Source organism: Echinicola strongylocentroti (assembly GCF_003260975.1).
GTDB lineage: Bacteria > Bacteroidota > Bacteroidia > Cytophagales > Cyclobacteriaceae > Echinicola > Echinicola strongylocentroti.
Genome location: NZ_CP030041.1, coordinates 2,531,723 through 2,550,010 on the forward strand (window position 1 = coordinate 2,531,723; position 18,288 = coordinate 2,550,010).

An 18,288-nucleotide genomic window follows, 5' to 3' on the forward strand; every position below is an offset into this window, starting at 1 on the left:
CAAATAGTAGCATGGCACAGCTTTACACCTGCCTTTTAGTTCTATAAAACAGGTAACCTGCAGCGAGCGTCGTCAGAAAAAATATCAATGTTGTCCATTCATAGGTTCTTTTACTTGCTGCCACATCAGCGATCTCCTCATCTTTATTGTCCAGGGCCCTTTTCAGTTTGCCGATATCCTGCTCTTGCTTTTGGGCGATGTATTTATAATCATCCTTTTCGTATTTGATCTCCGTAGTTTCGATATTTTTCAGCATTTCCAGTTCATCCATGATCAAATTATCCTTAAGAATAATGCGTTCCATCCACTCATTGGTCTTGATCATGTCCTTTTTGGTACGGTTGCCAAAAATACCGGATTTATCTTTCTCGGAGTCTTTCCATTGTTGATGCAGTCCTTGTCGCTCTTTTACGAGTTTTTCAAACCGATCCTGTGCCGGAGCAATCATCGGAACCAACAGAAAAAACAACAGTAAGTATCTTATCATAGCAGTAATTTTTACGCGCATCAAGATCAAATAACGTGCCGACCAATGCGATTACAACTTGAATTTACTTGGCTTTTTTCGCTTAAACTGTCCCTTGCGGCGTTTATTGTTGGTATAGAAATTATAGAAGTAATTGATCGCAAACGTAATCACAGCCAAAGGGACAAAGAAATCCGGCAACATCCGCTTTATTCCCAAAAGGATGAGAAGTGTGGCAATAATGCCGACCTTAAAGGTGGTATGGCTCTCAGGGTAGGTTTTCCGAATCAAAATAAGGCTTAACACTTCGATGAATACCAAAAAAATAATTAGATAGGAGAGAAGCTTGAGTGCAGAAAGCTCGTCGTAAAATACCGACCAAGCCGCCAGTCCGGCCACAGCAATCAAACTAATCGACTGTAGAGAAGTATTTAATTTTTCTTTCATAGGTTATTGGGTTTCTAACCAAGATAGGTGCTTTTCAGCTAAAAATCAATTTTGAGTATATATTGAAAAAAGTCTCTCACAGTTTTCCCTGAATACACAGAATGAAACAAAATCTATTTTCGTGCATTCGGTAATTTCTGTGAGAGACCAGCCCCATTGCCTTAACTAAACGGCATTAATTCCGGGTTAAAGCTTCTCCTTGATGAAATTGGTCATCAGGTTGTACAGGTGCCAAGTGGTGTTTCCGCCATAAATGCCGTGGTTTCTATTCGGATAGTAAAAGGTCTCAAACTGCTTGTCCGCAGCCACCAGAGCATCCAACAAAGCTACTGAATTTTGGAAATGGACATTATCATCGCCCGTGCCATGGATCAGCAGAAAATTCCCTTTCAGCTTGTCCACATGAGTCAGCGGACTGTAATCATCATATCCAGAAGGATTCAGCTGAGGAGTCTGCAGGTACCTTTCGGTATAGATGGTGTCATAATATCTCCAAGTGGTCACCGGCGCTACTGCGATCGCGGTCTTAAAGACCTCATTGCCCAGCATTAGGGAGAGGGAAGACATATAGCCCCCATAAGACCAACCCCAAATGCCGATTCTAGCACCGTCCACATAAGGAAGAGACGCCAAGTATTTAGCTCCGGCAATCTGGTCCTGCACTTCCAAATTCCCCAACTGGGCATAAGTGGCATGCTTAAAGGCACGGCCTCGGCCACCAGTCCCTCTATTGTCCACACAAACGACGATATAGCCTTCCGATGCCAAATGATGGTGCCAAAAGTCCCTCGTGCCGCCCCAAGAATTCTTTACATTCACGGAACCAGGGCCGCCATAGACGTACATAAGTACGGGATATTCTTTGCCTTCATCAAAGTCAGCGGGCTTGATCATATAGCCGTTGAGCTGGGTGCCGTCCACTGTCTGGAACTGGAAGAATTCTTTTTCACTCAAGGCATATTCTCCCAAGCGGTCATTCAACGCCTTATTGTCTTCCAGCACTTTGATCGCATTCCCTTTGGTATCATTTAAGGTAATATGCAGCGGTTGGTTGGCGGTGCTATAATAGTCGATAAAGTACTTCTGGTCACGGCTCATATTGATGGCATGGGACCCTTGAGCAGGCGTCAGTTCCTTTTTGCCCTTGCCATTAAGCTTGACGGCATAGAGATTCCTCTCCAGTGGGGACTTCTCAGTAGACACGTAGTAGATCTTTTTTGATTTTTCATCTATGCCAACTACTTCGGTTACTTCCCAATCCCCTGAGGTCACCTGTTGGAGCAGCTCACCGTCCATATCATGGTGATAGATGTGCTTATAGCCATCCTGTTCAGAAGTCCTTATAAATCCTTTGCCATCTTCTAAGTAAAGGAGATTGTCATTATAATTGAGGTCCACATAGGTTGCTGCTGTCTCTGTCAAAACCACTTCGCTATCGCCTGTTTCCGTGTTGGCATGAAGAAGGTCAAGTTGGTTTTGCAGCCTGTTGAGACGGATAAAAGCCAAGGTCTGGCTATTGCCTGTCCAGTAGATTCTTGGTAAATAGATGTCTTTTTCAATGCCGGAATCCATGGTTTTGGACTCATCGCTTTCCAAGTCATAAACATGGATACTTACTTCTGCATTTTTCTCACCCGCCTTCGAGTATTTAAACTTATAATCTTGTGGGTACAATGGCCCCCAAAGCTGCATATTGTATTCTGGCACTGCCGATTCATCAAAACGGATAAAAGCGATTTTTTGACCGTCAGGAGACCACTCAAAAGCTTGGGCCATGGAAAATTCCTCTTCGTACACCCAGTCTGCCGACCCGTTAATGACATGGTTCCACTCGCCATCACTGGTGATTTGGTGCACCTCGTTATCTGCTAATGTGATATAATAAAGGTCGTTATCTTTTACAAAGGCCACTTTGGTATTGTCAGGAGAAAGGGTAGCATAGGAAATTTTCTCCCCATCCATCAGCTTTTGGGATACGCCCGTAGCAATATCCACTACGTAAAACACCCCCTTCGAAGACCTTCTGTAGATGCTCTCCACCTCGGTAGCGATCAATGCCTTCGTCTCATCATTATTGAAAGAATAGCTGGAAAATTCGATTCCCAATTTATTGCCATCTATCAGCACGGCTTCTTGCTCTCCGGTGCTGATATTCATTTTGACCACCTTGGAGATACCCTCTTCTTTGACCAATGAGCTGTAATATTGTCCGTCTTTCATCCAGTTGATCCCTCTGACAGACTTCTGGTCAAATACTCCTTCTTTGAATACGGAGGCTAGGGAAACCTCTTTTTGTTGTGCGTAAATTTCTGTACACATACTGATCATTAATGCCGCTAGCGCGAAAATGCTTATTCGGTTCATAAATAGTTATATTGTGGATTTTATTCTGTGCGCTAAATATAATAAAATTGACCTTCAAGGTCACTATCTAGGCTATCGAGTTCTCAGCACAAGTTTCTTTTCAAGGGATTTTTCAAGCATTTGTCTCTTTTGTGCAATTATTATGCACAGACAACAACTAGATTTGGACATATCAAAGGTGTCCCATCCCTTAAGATGGGGTTATTTTAATCACAAACTGTACTTTTATGAAATCTTTTGAACAAAACACATTCGACCTTAAAGAAATGGGCGTAGAAGAAATCTCCGATCTTCAACAAAATGAAATCAATGGAGGTCTGTCCATCGCTCTTCCTTCGCTTTCTTCATTGTCGCTACCATCTGTGGACGCTTCTGCAGGAGCTGGTCTTAACCTCGCAGCAGTGTTGGGCGGCCTGACACTTGGACTTGGCATTAACCTAGGACTATCTGTGAATTCATAACACAGAAAGGGTCTACAAGCCAATATAAAGCAGGAAAACGATCGATTTTCCTGCTTTTTTTTATTTTAACCCGAAATCAATGCCGTTTAGTTAAGAAGATTTTCCAATACGGATCGTCCATTGAGAGCCTTATGATTTTAATCCATGGCCTTTTAAAATATGTACAAAATGGATCCGCCTTGCAGGTATTGGGCGTTAAGAAATTAAAAAGCGGGTGGGCAAGAAGGCAGGCTTGTTTGACGAAATACTAGCCAAAAAGAATGTTGGCTGCTAGAAAAGGAGGAGTTTGCCTGCATGAGGGAAGATTTTAATTTTAGGCCAATAGATGCACAGCGGCGGGGTTTTTTGGTTACTTTTTTGACCTGAAGCAAAAAAGTGACAAAGGTAAAGAGATGAAAACCATCTTGGAATTTAGCAGAAAAACAATAGAACCAATATTTCCAGGTACATACTAACTAAACGGCATTGAACCCGAAATATGCATTAGCCAATCTATTGCGACCTGAAATTGCTTTAAAATCAGCCGCTTTGCTTTAGTTTTCGGTGTAACCGTAGCGGTGCTACGCTCACACCTCCAAACCAACTGCTTTTCTTGCACTCTCAGTCCTCACTACGGTTCCTAATGCATAAATCGGGTTTAACTGTAGTGGGCCACGAAGCCTCAAAGACACAAAGGTCGGTTATTAACTTCCCTCCTGTTGTTCCGACCATAGCCGTCAGTTTAAGCTGCTATCGGCACACCAACTACCACAAATACATGAACTTAGCTGTTCGGGATTTGTAATCGCGAACCGGAATAATGGGGATTTAAAATCCCCCTAGACCATTTGTCAATAGTCCAGACATCAATAAAAACATAGATTTTCAGCAACTTACAGACGTTAGCCTGACGGCTATGGTTGTTCCGACAGCTGTGCTGCGGAACCACGAGCTTTGAGTTTATAACTCAACACCACAAGGTGTGTTCTTTGTGTCTTGGGGACTTGGTGGCAATATTTTCATTAATCCAGAAGAATGTTTAGAAATCATAGCGAAGTCATTTAAATTTACTCCATGAAGAAAAAAATAGCTTTGGTAACCGGGGGCTTTACCGGGGAATCCGTGGTTTCGCTCAAAAGCGCGGCAGTGGTGGAAACCCAGATAGACAGGGACCGCTATGATATCTATAAAATCATCATTGAAAAAGACCATTGGTACTACACTGACCCAAGCGGTCAAAAACAATCCGTGGACCTTAACGACTTTTCGGTACTGACCAATAAGGAAAAGATCACCTTTGATGGTGTATTCAACATCCTTCACGGCTCACCTGGAGAGGACGGCAAGCTGGCGGGATATTTTGATATGATGGAGATTCCCTATACTACCTGTGACCCTCTCACCTCCGCCATTACCATGAACAAGGGCTATACCAAAGCCATCATTCAGGACATCGAAGGCCTCCACGTCGCCAAATCCCTCCAACTCTTCAAAAACACTCCTCAAAACACTCAGCGTGTGATTGAGGAACTTAGCCTTCCCTACTTCGTCAAGCCAAATAATGGCGGCAGCAGCATCGGGATGAGCAAGGTAAAAACCGAAGAAGAGGTTCAAGAAGCCCTGGACAAGGCTTTTGCTGAAGATAATCAAGTGCTGATCGAGGAATTTGTCTCAGGAAGGGAATTCTCCATCGGCATGTACAAGGTGGATGATGATGTCATTGTCCTTCCCGCCACGGAAATAGTCAGCTCCAAGGAGTTTTTTGACTTTGAAGCCAAATATACCGCTGGGGTCACTGAAGAGATCACTCCTGGACGAATGAGCGAGGAGGAGGTAAACAGGGTAAAAGTCGTCGCCGAAAAAGTCTATCTAAAGCTCAACTGCAAAGGAGCCGTGAGAATGGATTATTTCTTAGAGCAAAATACCGGAAAAATCTTCTTTATCGAAATCAACACCGTACCCGGCCAAACTGAAACCAGCCTTATTTCGCAGCAGGTAAAGGCCATTGGCAAAACAGTCAAGGAATTCTATACCGAGATCATCGAGGAAATGTGGAAGTAGTAAGGGTGATGTAAAAAAAATCGGCACAAAAAAAGAAGTCTCTTGACTTCAATCTAAGCCGACAACTTCCGCAAAAGGAATGATGGCGGTCATCTTTTTCAACAACTTAATTTTTAAGTTAAAAACGTCATTGCGCGAACACAGCGCAATGACGTTTTTTATATGCATAAACCGGGTCAAATACCAAACTTCTTCTTCAAGGTATCGACATAATCCAGCTTCTCCCAAGTGAACAGCTCTACATCCAAGTTGATGGATGTGCCATCTGGGGAAATGAATGTTTTGTTTTTCACCTCATTGGTTCTGCCCATGTGGCCATAGGCGGCCGTTTCTTCATAGATAGGATTGCGAAGCTTCAGCCTTTGTTCGATAGCGTAAGGGCGCATATCGAAGATCTTTTGGATATTTTCGGCAATCTCCCCATCCTTCATGTCCACCTTGCCAGTGCCGTAAGTATTGATATAAATACCCATTGGCTCGGCTACACCGATGGCGTAGGAGACTTGTACCAGCACTTCATCGGCAATTCCTGCCGCAACCATATTTTTGGCGATATGTCGTGTGGCGTAAGCAGCAGAACGATCCACTTTTGAGGGATCTTTCCCGGAAAATGCCCCTCCGCCGTGGGCTCCTTTGCCACCGTAGGTATCCACGATGATCTTACGACCCGTCAGCCCAGCATCTCCATGCGGCCCACCAATCACAAACTTCCCTGTAGGATTGATATGATAGGTAATGTCATCGGTAAAGAGCGACTGTATTTCCGGGATCAGCTGAGCTTTTACCCTTGGAATCAAAATGCTGATCAAGTCCTCCTTGATTTTTTTCAGCATGGTAGGCTCATCGGCAAACTCATCATGCTGCGTCGAAATCACAATGGTCTTGATCCGCTGGGGGACGTTATCGTCACTGTATTCGATCGTTACCTGTGCTTTGGCATCTGGGCGGAGGTAAGAGATCTCCTCATTCTCCCTTCTCAGCTCGGCAAGCTCCTTCAGCAGCCTATGCGAAAGGTCCAGTGCCAAAGGCATATAATTCTGGGTCTCATTGGTGGCATAGCCGAACATCATCCCTTGGTCACCCGCACCTTGTTCTTCGGGACTTGTACGGTCCACGCCTTGGTTGATGTCCGGCGACTGGTCATGGATGGCCGAAAGCACCCCGCAAGAGCTTCCGTCAAACATGTACTCTCCCTTCACGTAGCCGATCCTGTTGATCACATCACGGGCGATTTTCTGGACGTCAAGGTAAGTATTGGACTTCACCTCTCCTGCCAAGACCACTTGCCCAGTGGTCACCAGCGTTTCACAAGCCACCTTGGACTGGGGATCAAACGCCAAAAAATTATCAATAAGCGCATCTGATATCTGATCAGCGATTTTGTCAGGATGTCCCTCAGAAACAGACTCTGAGGTAAATAAATAAGGCATATATCGAATTTTTAATTACAAGTAGTAATGGCGTGTAAAATTAAAGCATAAGCAGGAAATAAAAAACTTTTACTTTGGGATAAATGATATCAGGCCTATACGCTTGTTTAGCGGGTGTTTTTACAGATGCTCTTTTGCCACAAAGTCACGAAGCAACAATACCAACAGTTGTTCCGACAGCTGTGCAGCAGAACTATGAACAGTGGGTTTTTAAACTCAATACCACTTGCCCCGTTGGCCACAAAGGCTCAAAGGCACCAAGTTTCAAATATGACCCTTAGCCCCCATGACCTACTTAGAGGCTAAATTACAGACGGGTATTGCTTAAGGGAGTTGACATTATATAGATAAAAGGGGTTGCAAATCCCCAGTTGTTCCGACAGCTGGGCTGCGGAACTATCAACAGTGAGTTTTTAAACTCAATACCACATAACCCGTCGGCCACAAAGGCTCAAAGGCACCAAGTTTCCAGACTGCACTATTATCATGCTCCCTAAAAAAGGAAAGCCGAAAGGTGAGCACCCTTCCGGCTTTGTCTATTTTCAATCTTCTTCAATGACCTCCGCATTTTGATAATCTTCCTCTAGAAAGGAATATCTAGTGATTAAAACATCTCCAATTTTTTTATTATCATAACTCTGCAGATGAAGTAAGTTCCTATAAGACTCATCTGATGGTAAATATTTAATTTCCTTCAGGTCATCAAATTCAATTTTAATTGAATCAGCATATAAAATCAACCCCTCAGAACTACCAAACACCAGTTCAATTTCCTGAACCAAACTATCCCTTTTTGGAAGCTCAAAATTGTATACATCATTACCTTGATACATTTCAATTGAGATCAAGTGTTCAGTTAGATTATTAAAAATATACTGCTGAACTTGTCTTTTATCAACATCCTGCTTTATACAAGATAAAAACAGGTTACTTACTAACCCAATAATCAAAACTCGAATCCAAATAAATCTCCGTCTCATTTGTGTAATTGTTTTTAAGATTTTTTTTCCAAACTCCCCATGTAGAAGTGTTTTCCATGACATCTTCTATTTCTTTAATACTATATCCAGTCACTTGATCTCTGTACTCTTTGTAAGACTCATTCCATGAGGTCTTACTTGTCCAATAACAGTACGAAACACTCCACTTTTCTCCATCAATTAAATCAGGAACTAAACCTGTATATTGAAGTCTGCTGTATATAGGTTCGTAGTTTTTATATCTCAACCTAGCCAATTCCCGTTGCACACCTCGTGCCCAGCTTTCTTGTACCTTGTCTTCTGTAGCCAACCAATCGTTCTTTCTCAATTCCCAATGCGAAGCATGGGCAAGTTCGTGTAAGGTGGTCGCATATATACCTGAGCTTTCATTGGTGTTTTCCCATATCTTGATCCGGGAGCCTATTCCCAAAAATCGGCAATCCTTACAGTGCCGCCCATTGGCCTCATCGTTTCTATAATTATAAGCAGAAATCTTTACCTTGGGCTTCCAGAAGGAATTGGTCGGAGGGCTTTTTAGTCCTAAGCGATTTCCATAATAGTAATCATGGCTTGCCTGAAATATTAACGCATACAACCAATGATTTGATGTAGATGAAATATTTAAGTTCCACCCTCCTGTAATCTTGGGACCATTAACTTCGGCCAAATCACTGCCTGGCCCATTGTCACCATTTCTTATTTCAAAATCATATCGGTCCCACTTGAAGCTGTAATTGGCGTCACGTTTGAAGGTACCGTCACAGCTAAAGTATCCATTGCTGGCTGTATAGCCTTTATGGGTAGTAAACCATCTTCTTGCTCGGACTTCCACCCCGTGCACCCCAACATATCCTCCCAAATCTCCATCAAAAATGGCTATTCTGCCAGCAGGGTGCCACTTTTTTCGTTGTACTTCAGGATTACCAAACTTATCTTCCACTTCTAAATTACCTGTAAGCCGCAATGCCTCGTCGACTAGAGCATCTAGATATACATCAGGCAGCATTCTCTCGTTAGGCACATCATCGAGTTCCTCCGGAATAAACAACTCCTCGAGTACTTCAAACGCTACTCCCTTAGGAAGCGGTTTGTCCTTGGGAATGGCACAGTACTGATAGGTAGGCTGCCCTTCGGGAACCTCTGGATCATGGTAGTGGTCTCCGCCTTCGGGAATCTCATGATCCAGTGGATAGCTGTACAGGACCAGAGTAGAGTCACTGTTCAGGATATCCAGTTCGGTTTCGTCCTGAGGCCTGAACCTGATGTAAATATGGCTGGCATCGATGGTGACATCTTCTAGTTTACTGTTTGGGTTTGCAGCCCTCAGGCTTTGATAGGCCTTTTGCATATTGGTCACCGAATAAGGGTTTTCCAATTGTTCTCCCAGCTGGATCATCCCCTCACCACTGACTTCCTGGGTAGTCTGGTCTATGTGATGGGGGGGTAATTTCTTCCTGGCAGGAACTGAATGCCGCCAAGCTAATGGCCATGGCTGCGAGGAGGTTTTTGTTTTTCATCATTGTAAAAGTGCTTATGGTAAATATTTGGAATAAAAAGATGCATCTTTTACAAAAATAGCCTCCTCCGCTCATTTAACACAGTCCAATAAACACCTAAATACCAGTACTTTACCACTAAATAACTGAAATAATTACCTTTAGCCCTATTTTGCTTTAAGTACCCAAAAGCCTTCGGGTCCCAGTTGTTCCGACAGCTGGGCTGCGGAACTATCAACAGTGAGTTTTTAAACTCAATACCACTTGACCCGTTTGCCACAAAGGCTCGAAGGCACCAAGTTTCAAATATGACCCTTAGCCCCCATGGCCTACTTAGGCGCTATATTACAGACGGGTATTGTCTGAGGGATTGCAAATCCCTTTTATTTCCCCACTTTATAATGCTCTTTTGGCTGGTTTCTTAGGATTTTTACAGCTGATTCTGCGGTGATGTCCCGTTGTGGATTGGCCAGCATCTCGTAGCCTACCATAAATTTCTTCACGGTAGCAGAACGTAGCAGTGGCGGATAGAACACCATATGCAGGTCCCATTCTGGATGGTTTTGGCCGTCCGTCGGAGCTTGGTGGATTCCCGCCGAATAGGGAAAGGACACCTTAAACATATTGTCATACATAATCGCCAGCTGGCGATAAGCATCCGCCAAGGCTACCATCTGACCTTCATCCATGTCTGCCAGACTCGCGATATGCGTCTTAGGCGCAATCATCGCCTCAAAAGGCCATACCGCCCAAAATGGCACCAAGCCCACGAAATAATCGTTCTCAAATAGCATACGCTCGCCTTTCTTGAGTTCCTCGTGCACGTAATCGAGCACCATGCTACGTCCGTATTTTTGGTAATATTCACCAAACTTCACCTGCTTTTTGGCGGGCTCGACGGGAATGGATTCCTGCGCCCAGATCTGTCCATGGGGGTGGGGATTGGAGCAGCCCATCACAGATCCTTTGTTTTCGAAGACCTGGACATGGTTAATAAAGTCCTTGCTGCCCAGCCCCTCATACTCTGCCTTCCAGAGCTCCACCACCTTGGTGATGGCCTCCACATCCAGCTCGGGAATGGTCAGGTCATGTCGGGGCGAAAAGCAAATAACTTTGCAAATTCCCCGTTCACTTTTGGCCTTGAAAAATTCTCCTTCGGACAGCTCACCATTGGGAATGTCTTCTGTCAAAGCTCCAAAATCATTTTGGAACACAAATGCACCAGCATAATCAGGATTTTTCTCCCCATTTATACGGGTATTGCCGGGGCAGAGGTAACATGTTTCATCATAGGCGGGCTTTTGGGCCTCTGAAGTGTCTTCCTCCTGTCCCTGCCAAGGCCGCTTGCCGCGGTGTGGGGACACTTGGAGCCAATCACCGGTAAATGGATTATATCTTCTATGACTGTGGTCTTCAAAATTAAAATCAGACATAAGGGTTGAGTGTTGTAATGTTATGAGGTTTTGAATGTAAATGGGACACAATGATCACTTTGCTGAGTCAGCGGCTCAATTTTCAGGAGTGCTGGGACAGAGACACTGCACAAGGAGTAACTACACGGCATTCATCTTGATACTAGCGCCTTGCTACCTGACACTTTTCTTTCTGGCACTACCCAACGACTCTCGTACCATCCGTAACGTCCACTTCATAGATTTGGAGGGATTTGCCGAAGGCTTCTTCGTAGGCAGCGGCCACTTCTTTTTCGAACGTCTCCTTGGCACTCTTTTCCACCAAGTTAATGGTACAGCCACCAAAGCCACCGCCCATCATCCGGGCACCAGCCACCGCTTCACGGGATTTGGCAAAGTCCGCCAAAAAGTCCAACTCCTTACAGCTCACCTCGTACATCTGCGAAAGTCCGTCATGGGAGCCGTACATTTGCTGGCCAAAACCTTTGATATCACCTTTTTCCAGCAATTCACAGCCCTTGAGCAACCGCGCATTTTCTTCTATGACAAATTTACAGCGCCTATACACGACTTCACTGATTGTAGATTTGGTTTCTTCCAGCAGTTCCAAGGACACATCACGGAGGCTTTTTACCGTTTGGTTGGTTCGCTGCACGGCTGCCACACCTTCTTGGCATTCCTTCCTGCGGTCATTATAGGCAGAGTCGGCCAGGGAGTGCTTTACCTGTGTATCGCACAGAATGATCTGGTAATCGCCCAACTCGATTGGGAAATAGCTGTATTCGAGGGATCGGCAGTCCAATCGGATGGCATGGTCATCCTTGCCCATCATGGAAGCAAATTGGTCCATAATGCCGCATTGTACGCCTGCAAATTCGTGCTCCGCCTTTTGGGCATACTTCAGCATGTCCAAGCGCTCCAGTCCAAGATCGAACAATTCGGACAAAGCCAGACAAACACCGTTTTCCACGGCAGCGGAAGACGATAATCCCGCTCCTACGGGCACATCACCGCCAAAAACCAAGTCAAACCCTTCGATGGAGTAGCCGGCCTTCTGCAATTGGGCGACTACGCCCATGACATAATTGCCCCAGCCACCTTCCATCGGCTCAAAATCGTTGAGTCCAAAGGTCAGGGATTCCTGAAAATCGTTGGAAAACAAACGGCATTCTTCGCTGTCATTCTTTTGGACAGCGATGACGATTTCTTTGTTGATCGCTGCAGGAAGTACGAAGCCTTCATTATAATCGGTATGCTCTCCGATCAGGTTAATCCTCCCTGGAGACTTTACGACAATAGGCTTTTTGTCAAACAGTTCGACGAACGCTGACGTGATGATTTCTGGGTTCATGATAGTATGGTTACTTTACTTAATGACTGAAAATTTAAAAGAGGTATAGCTCTGAAACCGCTCTTCTGGACGAAGCACTACAGAAGGGAAATGGGGGTGGTTTGGCGAATCCGGGAAATGCTGTGTCTCAAGCGCTATCCCGCCATGCGTTGGATACGTCTTTCCCTTTCCCTGAAGTGTGCCGTCAAAATAATTGGCAGAATACAGCTGAACACCTGGTTCTGAGGTAGCTACTTCCATGCGAATTCCTGATGCTTCAGAAGTAAGCACGGCCGCAGGTTGATTTTTGTCAAAGACCAACGTTTGATCCAGTCCATTGGCGATCACTGTCTGCGGATGATCGGCTTCCACACCTTCCTTCACCTTTTTGGTTTGGAGAAAATCCAGCGGTGTGCCTTTGACAGATAGTATTTCGCCAGTAGGAATGCTGCCCTCTTTGACTGCTACATAAAATGGGGCATTAACTTGCAGGTCATGTTCCAAAATAGTGGACGAAAGGTCACCGGAGAGGTTAAAATAAGAGTGGTTGGTAAGGTTGACCACGGTGGTTTTGTCAGTCTTGGCACCATAGGTAAGCGTCAGTTCGTTTTCTTCCGAAAGCGTAAAGGCTACCGTTACGGTCAGCGTCCCAGGGTAATTTTCCTCCCCGTCGGGGCTGGTGTAGGTAAATTCCACTCCTCCTTCGATGGTGTTGGCCTCCCAGATTTTCTTATCAAATCCTTCTTGGCCGCCATGCAGGTGGTGTGCACCATTGGTGACAGCCACTTGGTACTGCTTTCCTTCCAGCTCAAATTGCCCATGATCGATGCGATTGCAGACTCTGCCGACCGTACAGCCCATAAAGGCTCCCGCCTTCTGGCTAGCTTCGCTCACATAATCCTCAAAACGGTCAAAGCCAAGCACTACATCGGTCATTTCCCCCTCCCTATCGGGAACGACCAAATGGGTGAGCGTAGCACCATAATTGGTCACACAGGCTTTTGCTCCATTGGAATTTTTCAGGGTAAACAAATGAATATCCCTGCCGGCGGTGGTTTGACCAAAAACGGTCTTTTCGACAGTAACGTTAGTGCGGTTGATGCTTTTTGTAGACAAGGGTAAAAGGTTTATTGACTGACAATTTTCATAAATGCAACAGCCAATTTAAGGGATTAAAAAATGTTATTCAGGGCATTTGGGGCTAAATTTTGAAAAAAACGTTCCCGAAAACGTTTCCAAACCCCTACTACTTTTCTGAGGACTTTCTAATGACCAATTCCGTATCCAAGACGATGTTCTGTGGCGCAAAACTATCTGGATCCATCAGCTGGTCCAAGAGATTATTGGCTGCCAGTCGCCCCATCTCATAGGCCGGTTGGTCCACGGTGGACAGTGCTGGCTCCAAGGCGTCTGACAGGGGCATATTGGTAAAACCCACCAGCGCAATGTCCTGTGGAATACGAATACCTCTTCCTTTTAAGAATTTCATCACATCTATGGCCACCGGGTCATTGATCGCAAAAATGGCATCCGGCGGTTCTGGCTGGTTGAGCAGCTCGCCCACCAGTGCCTGATTACTTGCTGTCGTCAGCGAGCTATTCTTAACCAAACTTGGCTCCGGGGCAAAGCCTTCTTCCTTCAATGCTTTTTCATACCCGGCCATGCGCTTTTGGCTGATGTACATGCCTTCTGGGCCTGAGATGAAAGCAATACGCTTACAGCCCTGCTCGATCAAGTGGCGCGTCACCTTGTACGCTCCCAAGGTATCATCCACCGTCACCGTGGACACTGGCAATCCTTCCAAAATGCGGTCAAAGAGCACAAAGGGTATTTCCCTGTCAATGAGGTTTTGCAGGTGTTCGTAGGAAACCGTCTCTCGGCTCAGGGAAATCAAAAGCCCATCTACCCGACTGGATACCAAGGTACGGATATCGGATTTTTCCTGCTCAAAATTCTCATTGGACTGACAGATCATTACATTGTAACCTCTGCGGTAGGCGGTGTCCTGCATACCGCTGATGTTGGAAGCAAAAAAATGAGAGGCCAGCTCAGGGACGACGATCCCCAAGGTCTTGGTTTTATTGACCCGTAAACTCTGGGCGACCACATTGGGCGAATAATTCAGCTTATCGGCCATGGCCAAGACCTTCTTTCGTGTCTCCAGTTTGATTTCCGGTGAATCCCGTAATGCCCTGGAAACAGTAGAAATGCTGATATTCAGCTTCAACGCAATGTCCCTGATCGTAACTTGTCCTTTTTTCATTTTATTCCCATTCACTTAAAAAATGAATATACAGTTTTTTGGGGAAAGAGTCTTAATCCAATGCCACAGTTAGCATTTTGGAGGCAGGAAGCCACCAAGTGGCCAAGGCACTAAGATGACCGTTAAACCCGGATTCTAAGACATCGAAAAAAGTAACTTAAAACAGCTAACTTATTTGGTAACCACATTAGGAACATTGGGCACAATTGGGGGGGTAAGCATCTAATCAGTCTGCTGTACCTTCAGTGCTTTTATTGGATCAATAGGATGCCACCAAGTCGCCAAGACGCTAGGTGTTTTCAGGAAATAATAGACCAAGTACACGACAATCCCAATTCATCCCTCTTTAATTCATCCCCCTTGGAGACTTCGAGACGTTGTGGCAAAAAAGTAAGCCCCCAAGGTCAATAACGATTACTTGAGCTTGGGGCATGCGGGTTGTAATCCTAGCTGGGCATAGTCTTACGCTGTCGGCTCGCCAATTGTCATTTTTCTTTCTTCTTGGCTCTTTGCTCCAAAACAATCCTACATAACCTCCTCTCCTAATGGAGGAAATCTCACGTCTCATATCTCACGTCTAGACACTTACGCTTATTCTTGGTATATCGTAAACAGTACAGTTTCCCCTACTGCTTTCAGAGTCCGGGGGTCGATGACATCCATATTGTCAGCATGCTTATGGTGGTAACGACCAAAGCCAAAGTCAGGGGAATAATCAATAATATCGATCATCGGGATTTTGGCCACCTCATTTACAGGAATGTGGTCATCCGTGATGGGATGGGATTTACGCATCTGGAAAAAGTCGCTATGTCCGATCGAATGGGCGTAGTTCCATACTTTATTGACGATGCCTTTGGCATATTGCATGGACACCCCTTCCTTGTAAAAGCGAGCTCCCTTGGCTCCCACCATGTCCAACAGAATGCCGTAATAGGCTGCATAGCCGGGTTCATGCGGTGTTTTGGCCCAATGCTGTGAACCTAGGCACCACCATTTGGCATCATTGGCACCGGCTTTGACCGATTCTGGCTTGCCATCGTCTTCGCCATCAAAAAGGATAAAGTCTATCCCTACTTCCGGCTGCTTGGAAGCTGAAGTGATCACACGGGCCATCTCCAGCAACACCCCTACGCCACTGGCACCGTCATTGGCCCCATCGATGGGCTCATTGATGCGCTCAGTATCCTTATCGGCCACCCTTCGCGTATCCCAATGGGCTCCCAAAAGGATCCTTTTCTTGGCATTCGGATTATAGGAGGCAATGATATTGGTCAGTTCCAGCTGCTTGCCATCATAGGCTTCTGCTGTAAATTCCTGCGTCTGCACGCTGAGACCAAAGGAAGCAAACTTCTCCTGCAGCCATTGGGAGGTGGCTATGTGGCCTTCTGTATTGGGCACTCGTGGACCAAAACCCACTTGCTTTTGGATAAAATGGTAAGCAGAATCAGCGTTAAAATCCGGAACCTCTGCCACAGGAACCGTAACGACAGGCTCCTGAACCGTTTCCTTTTTTGCTTCACCACAAGCTAACAGCAATAACCCGATAGCTAATGCCCATATTAAATTATTCTTCATAAGCCCAATCTACTTTTTCTTTCATGTCCTTGACCACTATGCCAATGGATTTGAGTGCGGCACGAATCTCATCGACTTTATCATAATCCTTGGCCAGCTTGGCCTCTTTGTACAGCTTCAGCAACAGCTCCAATAGCGCTTGCTGCTTGTCTGATTTTTCTTCCACCAGACCTAAAATATCCTCTACAAAAACGATGAAGGTCTGAATTAATTTCTCAAAAACTTCTTTTCCCAAGGCGGCTGCCTCAAGTTGTCCTGTAAAGATGCTGTTGATCTTTTTTAGCAAATTGAACAGCTGGCCTATGGCCTGGGCGGTGTTAAAGTCATCGTTCATGGCGCGATACGCATTTTCGATGCTTTTCTCCACTTGCTGCACTTGTTTCTCATCCAGCTCCATACCATCTGCTTCTTTGTACTGCAAGTCTTTGGCAATACGAAGGCCATTGATGATCTTTTTGTAACCTTTCTGGGCTGCTTTCAGGGCCTCGTTAGAAAAGTCAAGCGTGGACCTATAATGTGCCGTCAGGATAAAATAACGAATGGTCATAGGGCTGTAGGCCTGCTCTAGCAGGTCGTGCTTACCCTTGAAAAGCTCCTGTAGGGTAATAAAATTCCCCAAGGATTTACCCATCTTTTGGCCATTGATGGTGATCATGTTATTGTGCATCCAGTACTTCGCCGGATCATGGCCATGGCCGGCATTGCCCTGGGCGATCTCACACTCATGGTGGGGAAACATCAGGTCCATGCCACCGCCGTGGATATCAAACTGGTCACCGAGGTACTTCGAACTCATCGCTGTACACTCCAGGTGCCAGCCGGGAAAACCCACGCCCCAAGGAGAGTCCCACTTCATCAAGTGCTCGGGAGCGGCATTTTTCCAAAGTGCAAAATCAATCGGGTTGCGCTTTTCATCCTGCCCGTCCAGTTCTCGGCTTCCGCTCATCAGCTCTTCCACAACCCTTCCTGAAAGCTTCCCGTAAGGCTTTTCCTCGTTATATTTTACTACATCAAAGTACACCGAGCCATTCACCTCATAGCCAAATCCAGCATCGAGGATATCCTGTACCAACTTGATCTGCTCAGGAATGTGTCCTGTAGCCCTAGGCTCAATATTGGGCTTGAAGGTATTGAGCAGATCCATATCGCGATGGTAGGAATCGGTATAATGCTGGGCCACCTCCATGGGTTCCAGCTGCTCCAATTTGGCCTTTTTGGCAATCTTATCCTCGCCATCATCGGCATCACCCTGCAGGTGCCCCACATCAGTGATATTCCGCACATACCGCACCTTATATCCCTGATGCTTCAAGTACCTGTACACGGTGTCAAAGGTAATGGCCGGTCGGGCATGACCCAGGTGGGCATCCCCATACACCGTGGGGCCGCATACATACATCCCGACGAAGGGCGGTTTAAAAGGCTCAAAAAGTTCTTTGTCACGACTCAGCGTGTTATAAATCTTCAAATCTTTGGAAATCATAAAACAAATTTAATTAAACCGATAGGAAATCTGCAGGTATTTGGGCTACAAAACTATTCTTTAAAATTCAAAATCCATTTTATCAGAAGATAAAACTCCAGTACGTTTATAAAAATTCCATATATAGGTCCAAATATAATGTTTCTTCACAAAAGAATTAACGATATCAGACCTTCTGAAATGGCAAGACCATGGAGCATCCTACAAGAAACTATTAATTTCCTCTTTTAAGCATTTTACTACTGACGATAATTAACATCAATGCTTGACTTTTTATTTTTTCTTGGATGAAACGAAACAAAGAAAAATCAAGACGCAGCAATGCTTAATCTCACCACCCACACACCTGCTGTGTCAGGTCTATTCGTTTTAGGTTCCTCTAAAGTAGCACAAAAAGTAGTACTAATTTTAAATCAGGCAATTCGTAACAACGATCAGTTTAAGAGCTATTTAATCTAGCTATCCAGACCTTTTCTACTTGACCCTTACTATTTAAATTACGTAAAAATGGTAATTATCATATAATTCAGTCATATTA

The 18,288-nt window shown here is 45.1% G+C and carries 14 protein-coding genes; 2 read left to right on the plus strand and 12 right to left on the minus strand.

Annotation, left to right across the window (positions count from 1 at the left end):
- Positions 1 to 22 precede the first annotated feature (22 nt).
- From DN752_RS09780 to DN752_RS09790, 3 genes are all read right to left on the minus strand, one after another.
- A complete protein-coding gene (locus DN752_RS09780) occupies positions 23 to 487 on the minus strand; it encodes a Clp protease ClpB (RefSeq protein WP_112783767.1) in 465 nt (154 codons plus the stop codon).
- 51 nt (positions 488 to 538) lie between these two features.
- A complete protein-coding gene (locus DN752_RS09785) occupies positions 539 to 913 on the minus strand; it encodes a hypothetical protein (RefSeq protein WP_112783768.1) in 375 nt (124 codons plus the stop codon).
- A gap of 186 nt (positions 914 to 1,099) precedes the next feature.
- Complete coding sequence (locus DN752_RS09790) at positions 1,100 to 3,277, minus strand: S9 family peptidase (RefSeq protein ID WP_112783769.1); 2,178 nt, start codon at positions 3,275 to 3,277, stop codon at positions 1,100 to 1,102.
- Between the two features lie 227 nt (positions 3,278 to 3,504).
- On the opposite strand from DN752_RS09790, the gene DN752_RS09795 reads away from it, so the two are divergent.
- Positions 3,505 to 3,738: a hypothetical protein gene (locus tag DN752_RS09795; protein ID WP_112783770.1), complete on the plus strand. Its 234-nt coding sequence runs from the start codon at positions 3,505 to 3,507 to the stop codon at positions 3,736 to 3,738.
- A 1,053-nt stretch (positions 3,739 to 4,791) separates the two neighbouring features.
- Positions 4,792 to 5,778, plus strand: a complete 987-nt coding sequence (locus DN752_RS09800) for a D-alanine--D-alanine ligase (protein ID WP_112783771.1) — start codon at positions 4,792 to 4,794, stop codon at positions 5,776 to 5,778.
- 176 nt (positions 5,779 to 5,954) lie between these two features.
- Here the strand turns inward: DN752_RS09800 and metK are convergent, their stop codons facing one another.
- From metK to cysS, 9 genes are all read right to left on the minus strand, one after another.
- On the minus strand, positions 5,955 to 7,208 hold the full coding sequence (gene metK, locus DN752_RS09805) for a methionine adenosyltransferase (protein WP_112783772.1): 1,254 nt from the start codon (positions 7,206 to 7,208) through the stop codon (positions 5,955 to 5,957).
- 542 nt (positions 7,209 to 7,750) lie between these two features.
- The gene (locus DN752_RS09815) at positions 7,751 to 8,188 is read right to left on the minus strand and encodes a hypothetical protein (protein WP_162633184.1); all 438 of its coding nucleotides are present in this window, start codon (positions 8,186 to 8,188) and stop codon (positions 7,751 to 7,753) included.
- A complete protein-coding gene (locus DN752_RS09820; protein ID WP_112783775.1) occupies positions 8,136 to 9,584 on the minus strand; it encodes a hypothetical protein in 1,449 nt (482 codons plus the stop codon). The genes DN752_RS09815 and DN752_RS09820 overlap by 53 nt, the downstream gene beginning before the upstream one ends.
- 483 nt (positions 9,585 to 10,067) lie before the next feature.
- Positions 10,068 to 11,117, minus strand: coding sequence for a UDP-glucose--hexose-1-phosphate uridylyltransferase (locus tag DN752_RS09830; RefSeq protein WP_112783777.1), 1,050 nt, complete (start codon positions 11,115 to 11,117; stop codon positions 10,068 to 10,070).
- A 178-nt stretch (positions 11,118 to 11,295) separates the two neighbouring features.
- Positions 11,296 to 12,447, minus strand: coding sequence for a galactokinase (locus DN752_RS09835; RefSeq protein ID WP_112783778.1), 1,152 nt, complete (start codon positions 12,445 to 12,447; stop codon positions 11,296 to 11,298).
- Positions 12,448 to 12,462: 15 nt separating this feature from the next.
- Positions 12,463 to 13,542: an aldose epimerase family protein gene (locus tag DN752_RS09840; RefSeq protein WP_112783779.1), complete on the minus strand. Its 1,080-nt coding sequence runs from the start codon at positions 13,540 to 13,542 to the stop codon at positions 12,463 to 12,465.
- A gap of 130 nt (positions 13,543 to 13,672) precedes the next feature.
- On the minus strand, positions 13,673 to 14,689 hold the full coding sequence (locus DN752_RS09845; RefSeq protein ID WP_112783780.1) for a LacI family DNA-binding transcriptional regulator: 1,017 nt from the start codon (positions 14,687 to 14,689) through the stop codon (positions 13,673 to 13,675).
- A 591-nt stretch (positions 14,690 to 15,280) separates the two neighbouring features.
- Positions 15,281 to 16,267 carry a M28 family peptidase gene (locus DN752_RS09850; protein WP_112783781.1) on the minus strand — a complete coding sequence of 329 codons (987 nt, stop codon included), beginning with the start codon at positions 16,265 to 16,267 and terminating at the stop codon, positions 15,281 to 15,283.
- Positions 16,257 to 17,750, minus strand: coding sequence for a cysteine--tRNA ligase (gene cysS, locus DN752_RS09855; RefSeq protein ID WP_112783782.1), 1,494 nt, complete (start codon positions 17,748 to 17,750; stop codon positions 16,257 to 16,259). Before cysS ends, DN752_RS09850 begins: the two co-directional genes overlap by 11 nt.
- Positions 17,751 to 18,288: the final 538 nt, after the last annotated feature.

Coding starts and splice junctions, on each gene's coding strand:
- DN752_RS09780 (WP_112783767.1), bottom strand. CDS start 487: ATGATAAGATACTTACTGTTGTTTTTTCTGTTGGTTCCGATGATTGCT.
- DN752_RS09785 (WP_112783768.1), bottom strand. CDS start 913: ATGAAAGAAAAATTAAATACTTCTCTACAGTCGATTAGTTTGATTGCT.
- DN752_RS09790 (WP_112783769.1), bottom strand. CDS start 3,277: ATGAACCGAATAAGCATTTTCGCGCTAGCGGCATTAATGATCAGTATG.
- DN752_RS09795 (WP_112783770.1), top strand. CDS start 3,505: ATGAAATCTTTTGAACAAAACACATTCGACCTTAAAGAAATGGGCGTA.
- DN752_RS09800 (WP_112783771.1), top strand. CDS start 4,792: ATGAAGAAAAAAATAGCTTTGGTAACCGGGGGCTTTACCGGGGAATCC.
- metK (WP_112783772.1), bottom strand. CDS start 7,208: ATGCCTTATTTATTTACCTCAGAGTCTGTTTCTGAGGGACATCCTGAC.
- DN752_RS09815 (WP_162633184.1), bottom strand. CDS start 8,188: ATGAGACGGAGATTTATTTGGATTCGAGTTTTGATTATTGGGTTAGTA.
- DN752_RS09820 (WP_112783775.1), bottom strand. CDS start 9,584: ATGATCCAGCTGGGAGAACAATTGGAAAACCCTTATTCGGTGACCAAT.
- DN752_RS09830 (WP_112783777.1), bottom strand. CDS start 11,117: ATGTCTGATTTTAATTTTGAAGACCACAGTCATAGAAGATATAATCCA.
- DN752_RS09835 (WP_112783778.1), bottom strand. CDS start 12,447: ATGAACCCAGAAATCATCACGTCAGCGTTCGTCGAACTGTTTGACAAA.
- DN752_RS09845 (WP_112783780.1), bottom strand. CDS start 14,689: ATGAAAAAAGGACAAGTTACGATCAGGGACATTGCGTTGAAGCTGAAT.
- DN752_RS09850 (WP_112783781.1), bottom strand. CDS start 16,267: ATGAAGAATAATTTAATATGGGCATTAGCTATCGGGTTATTGCTGTTA.
- cysS (WP_112783782.1), bottom strand. CDS start 17,750: ATGATTTCCAAAGATTTGAAGATTTATAACACGCTGAGTCGTGACAAA.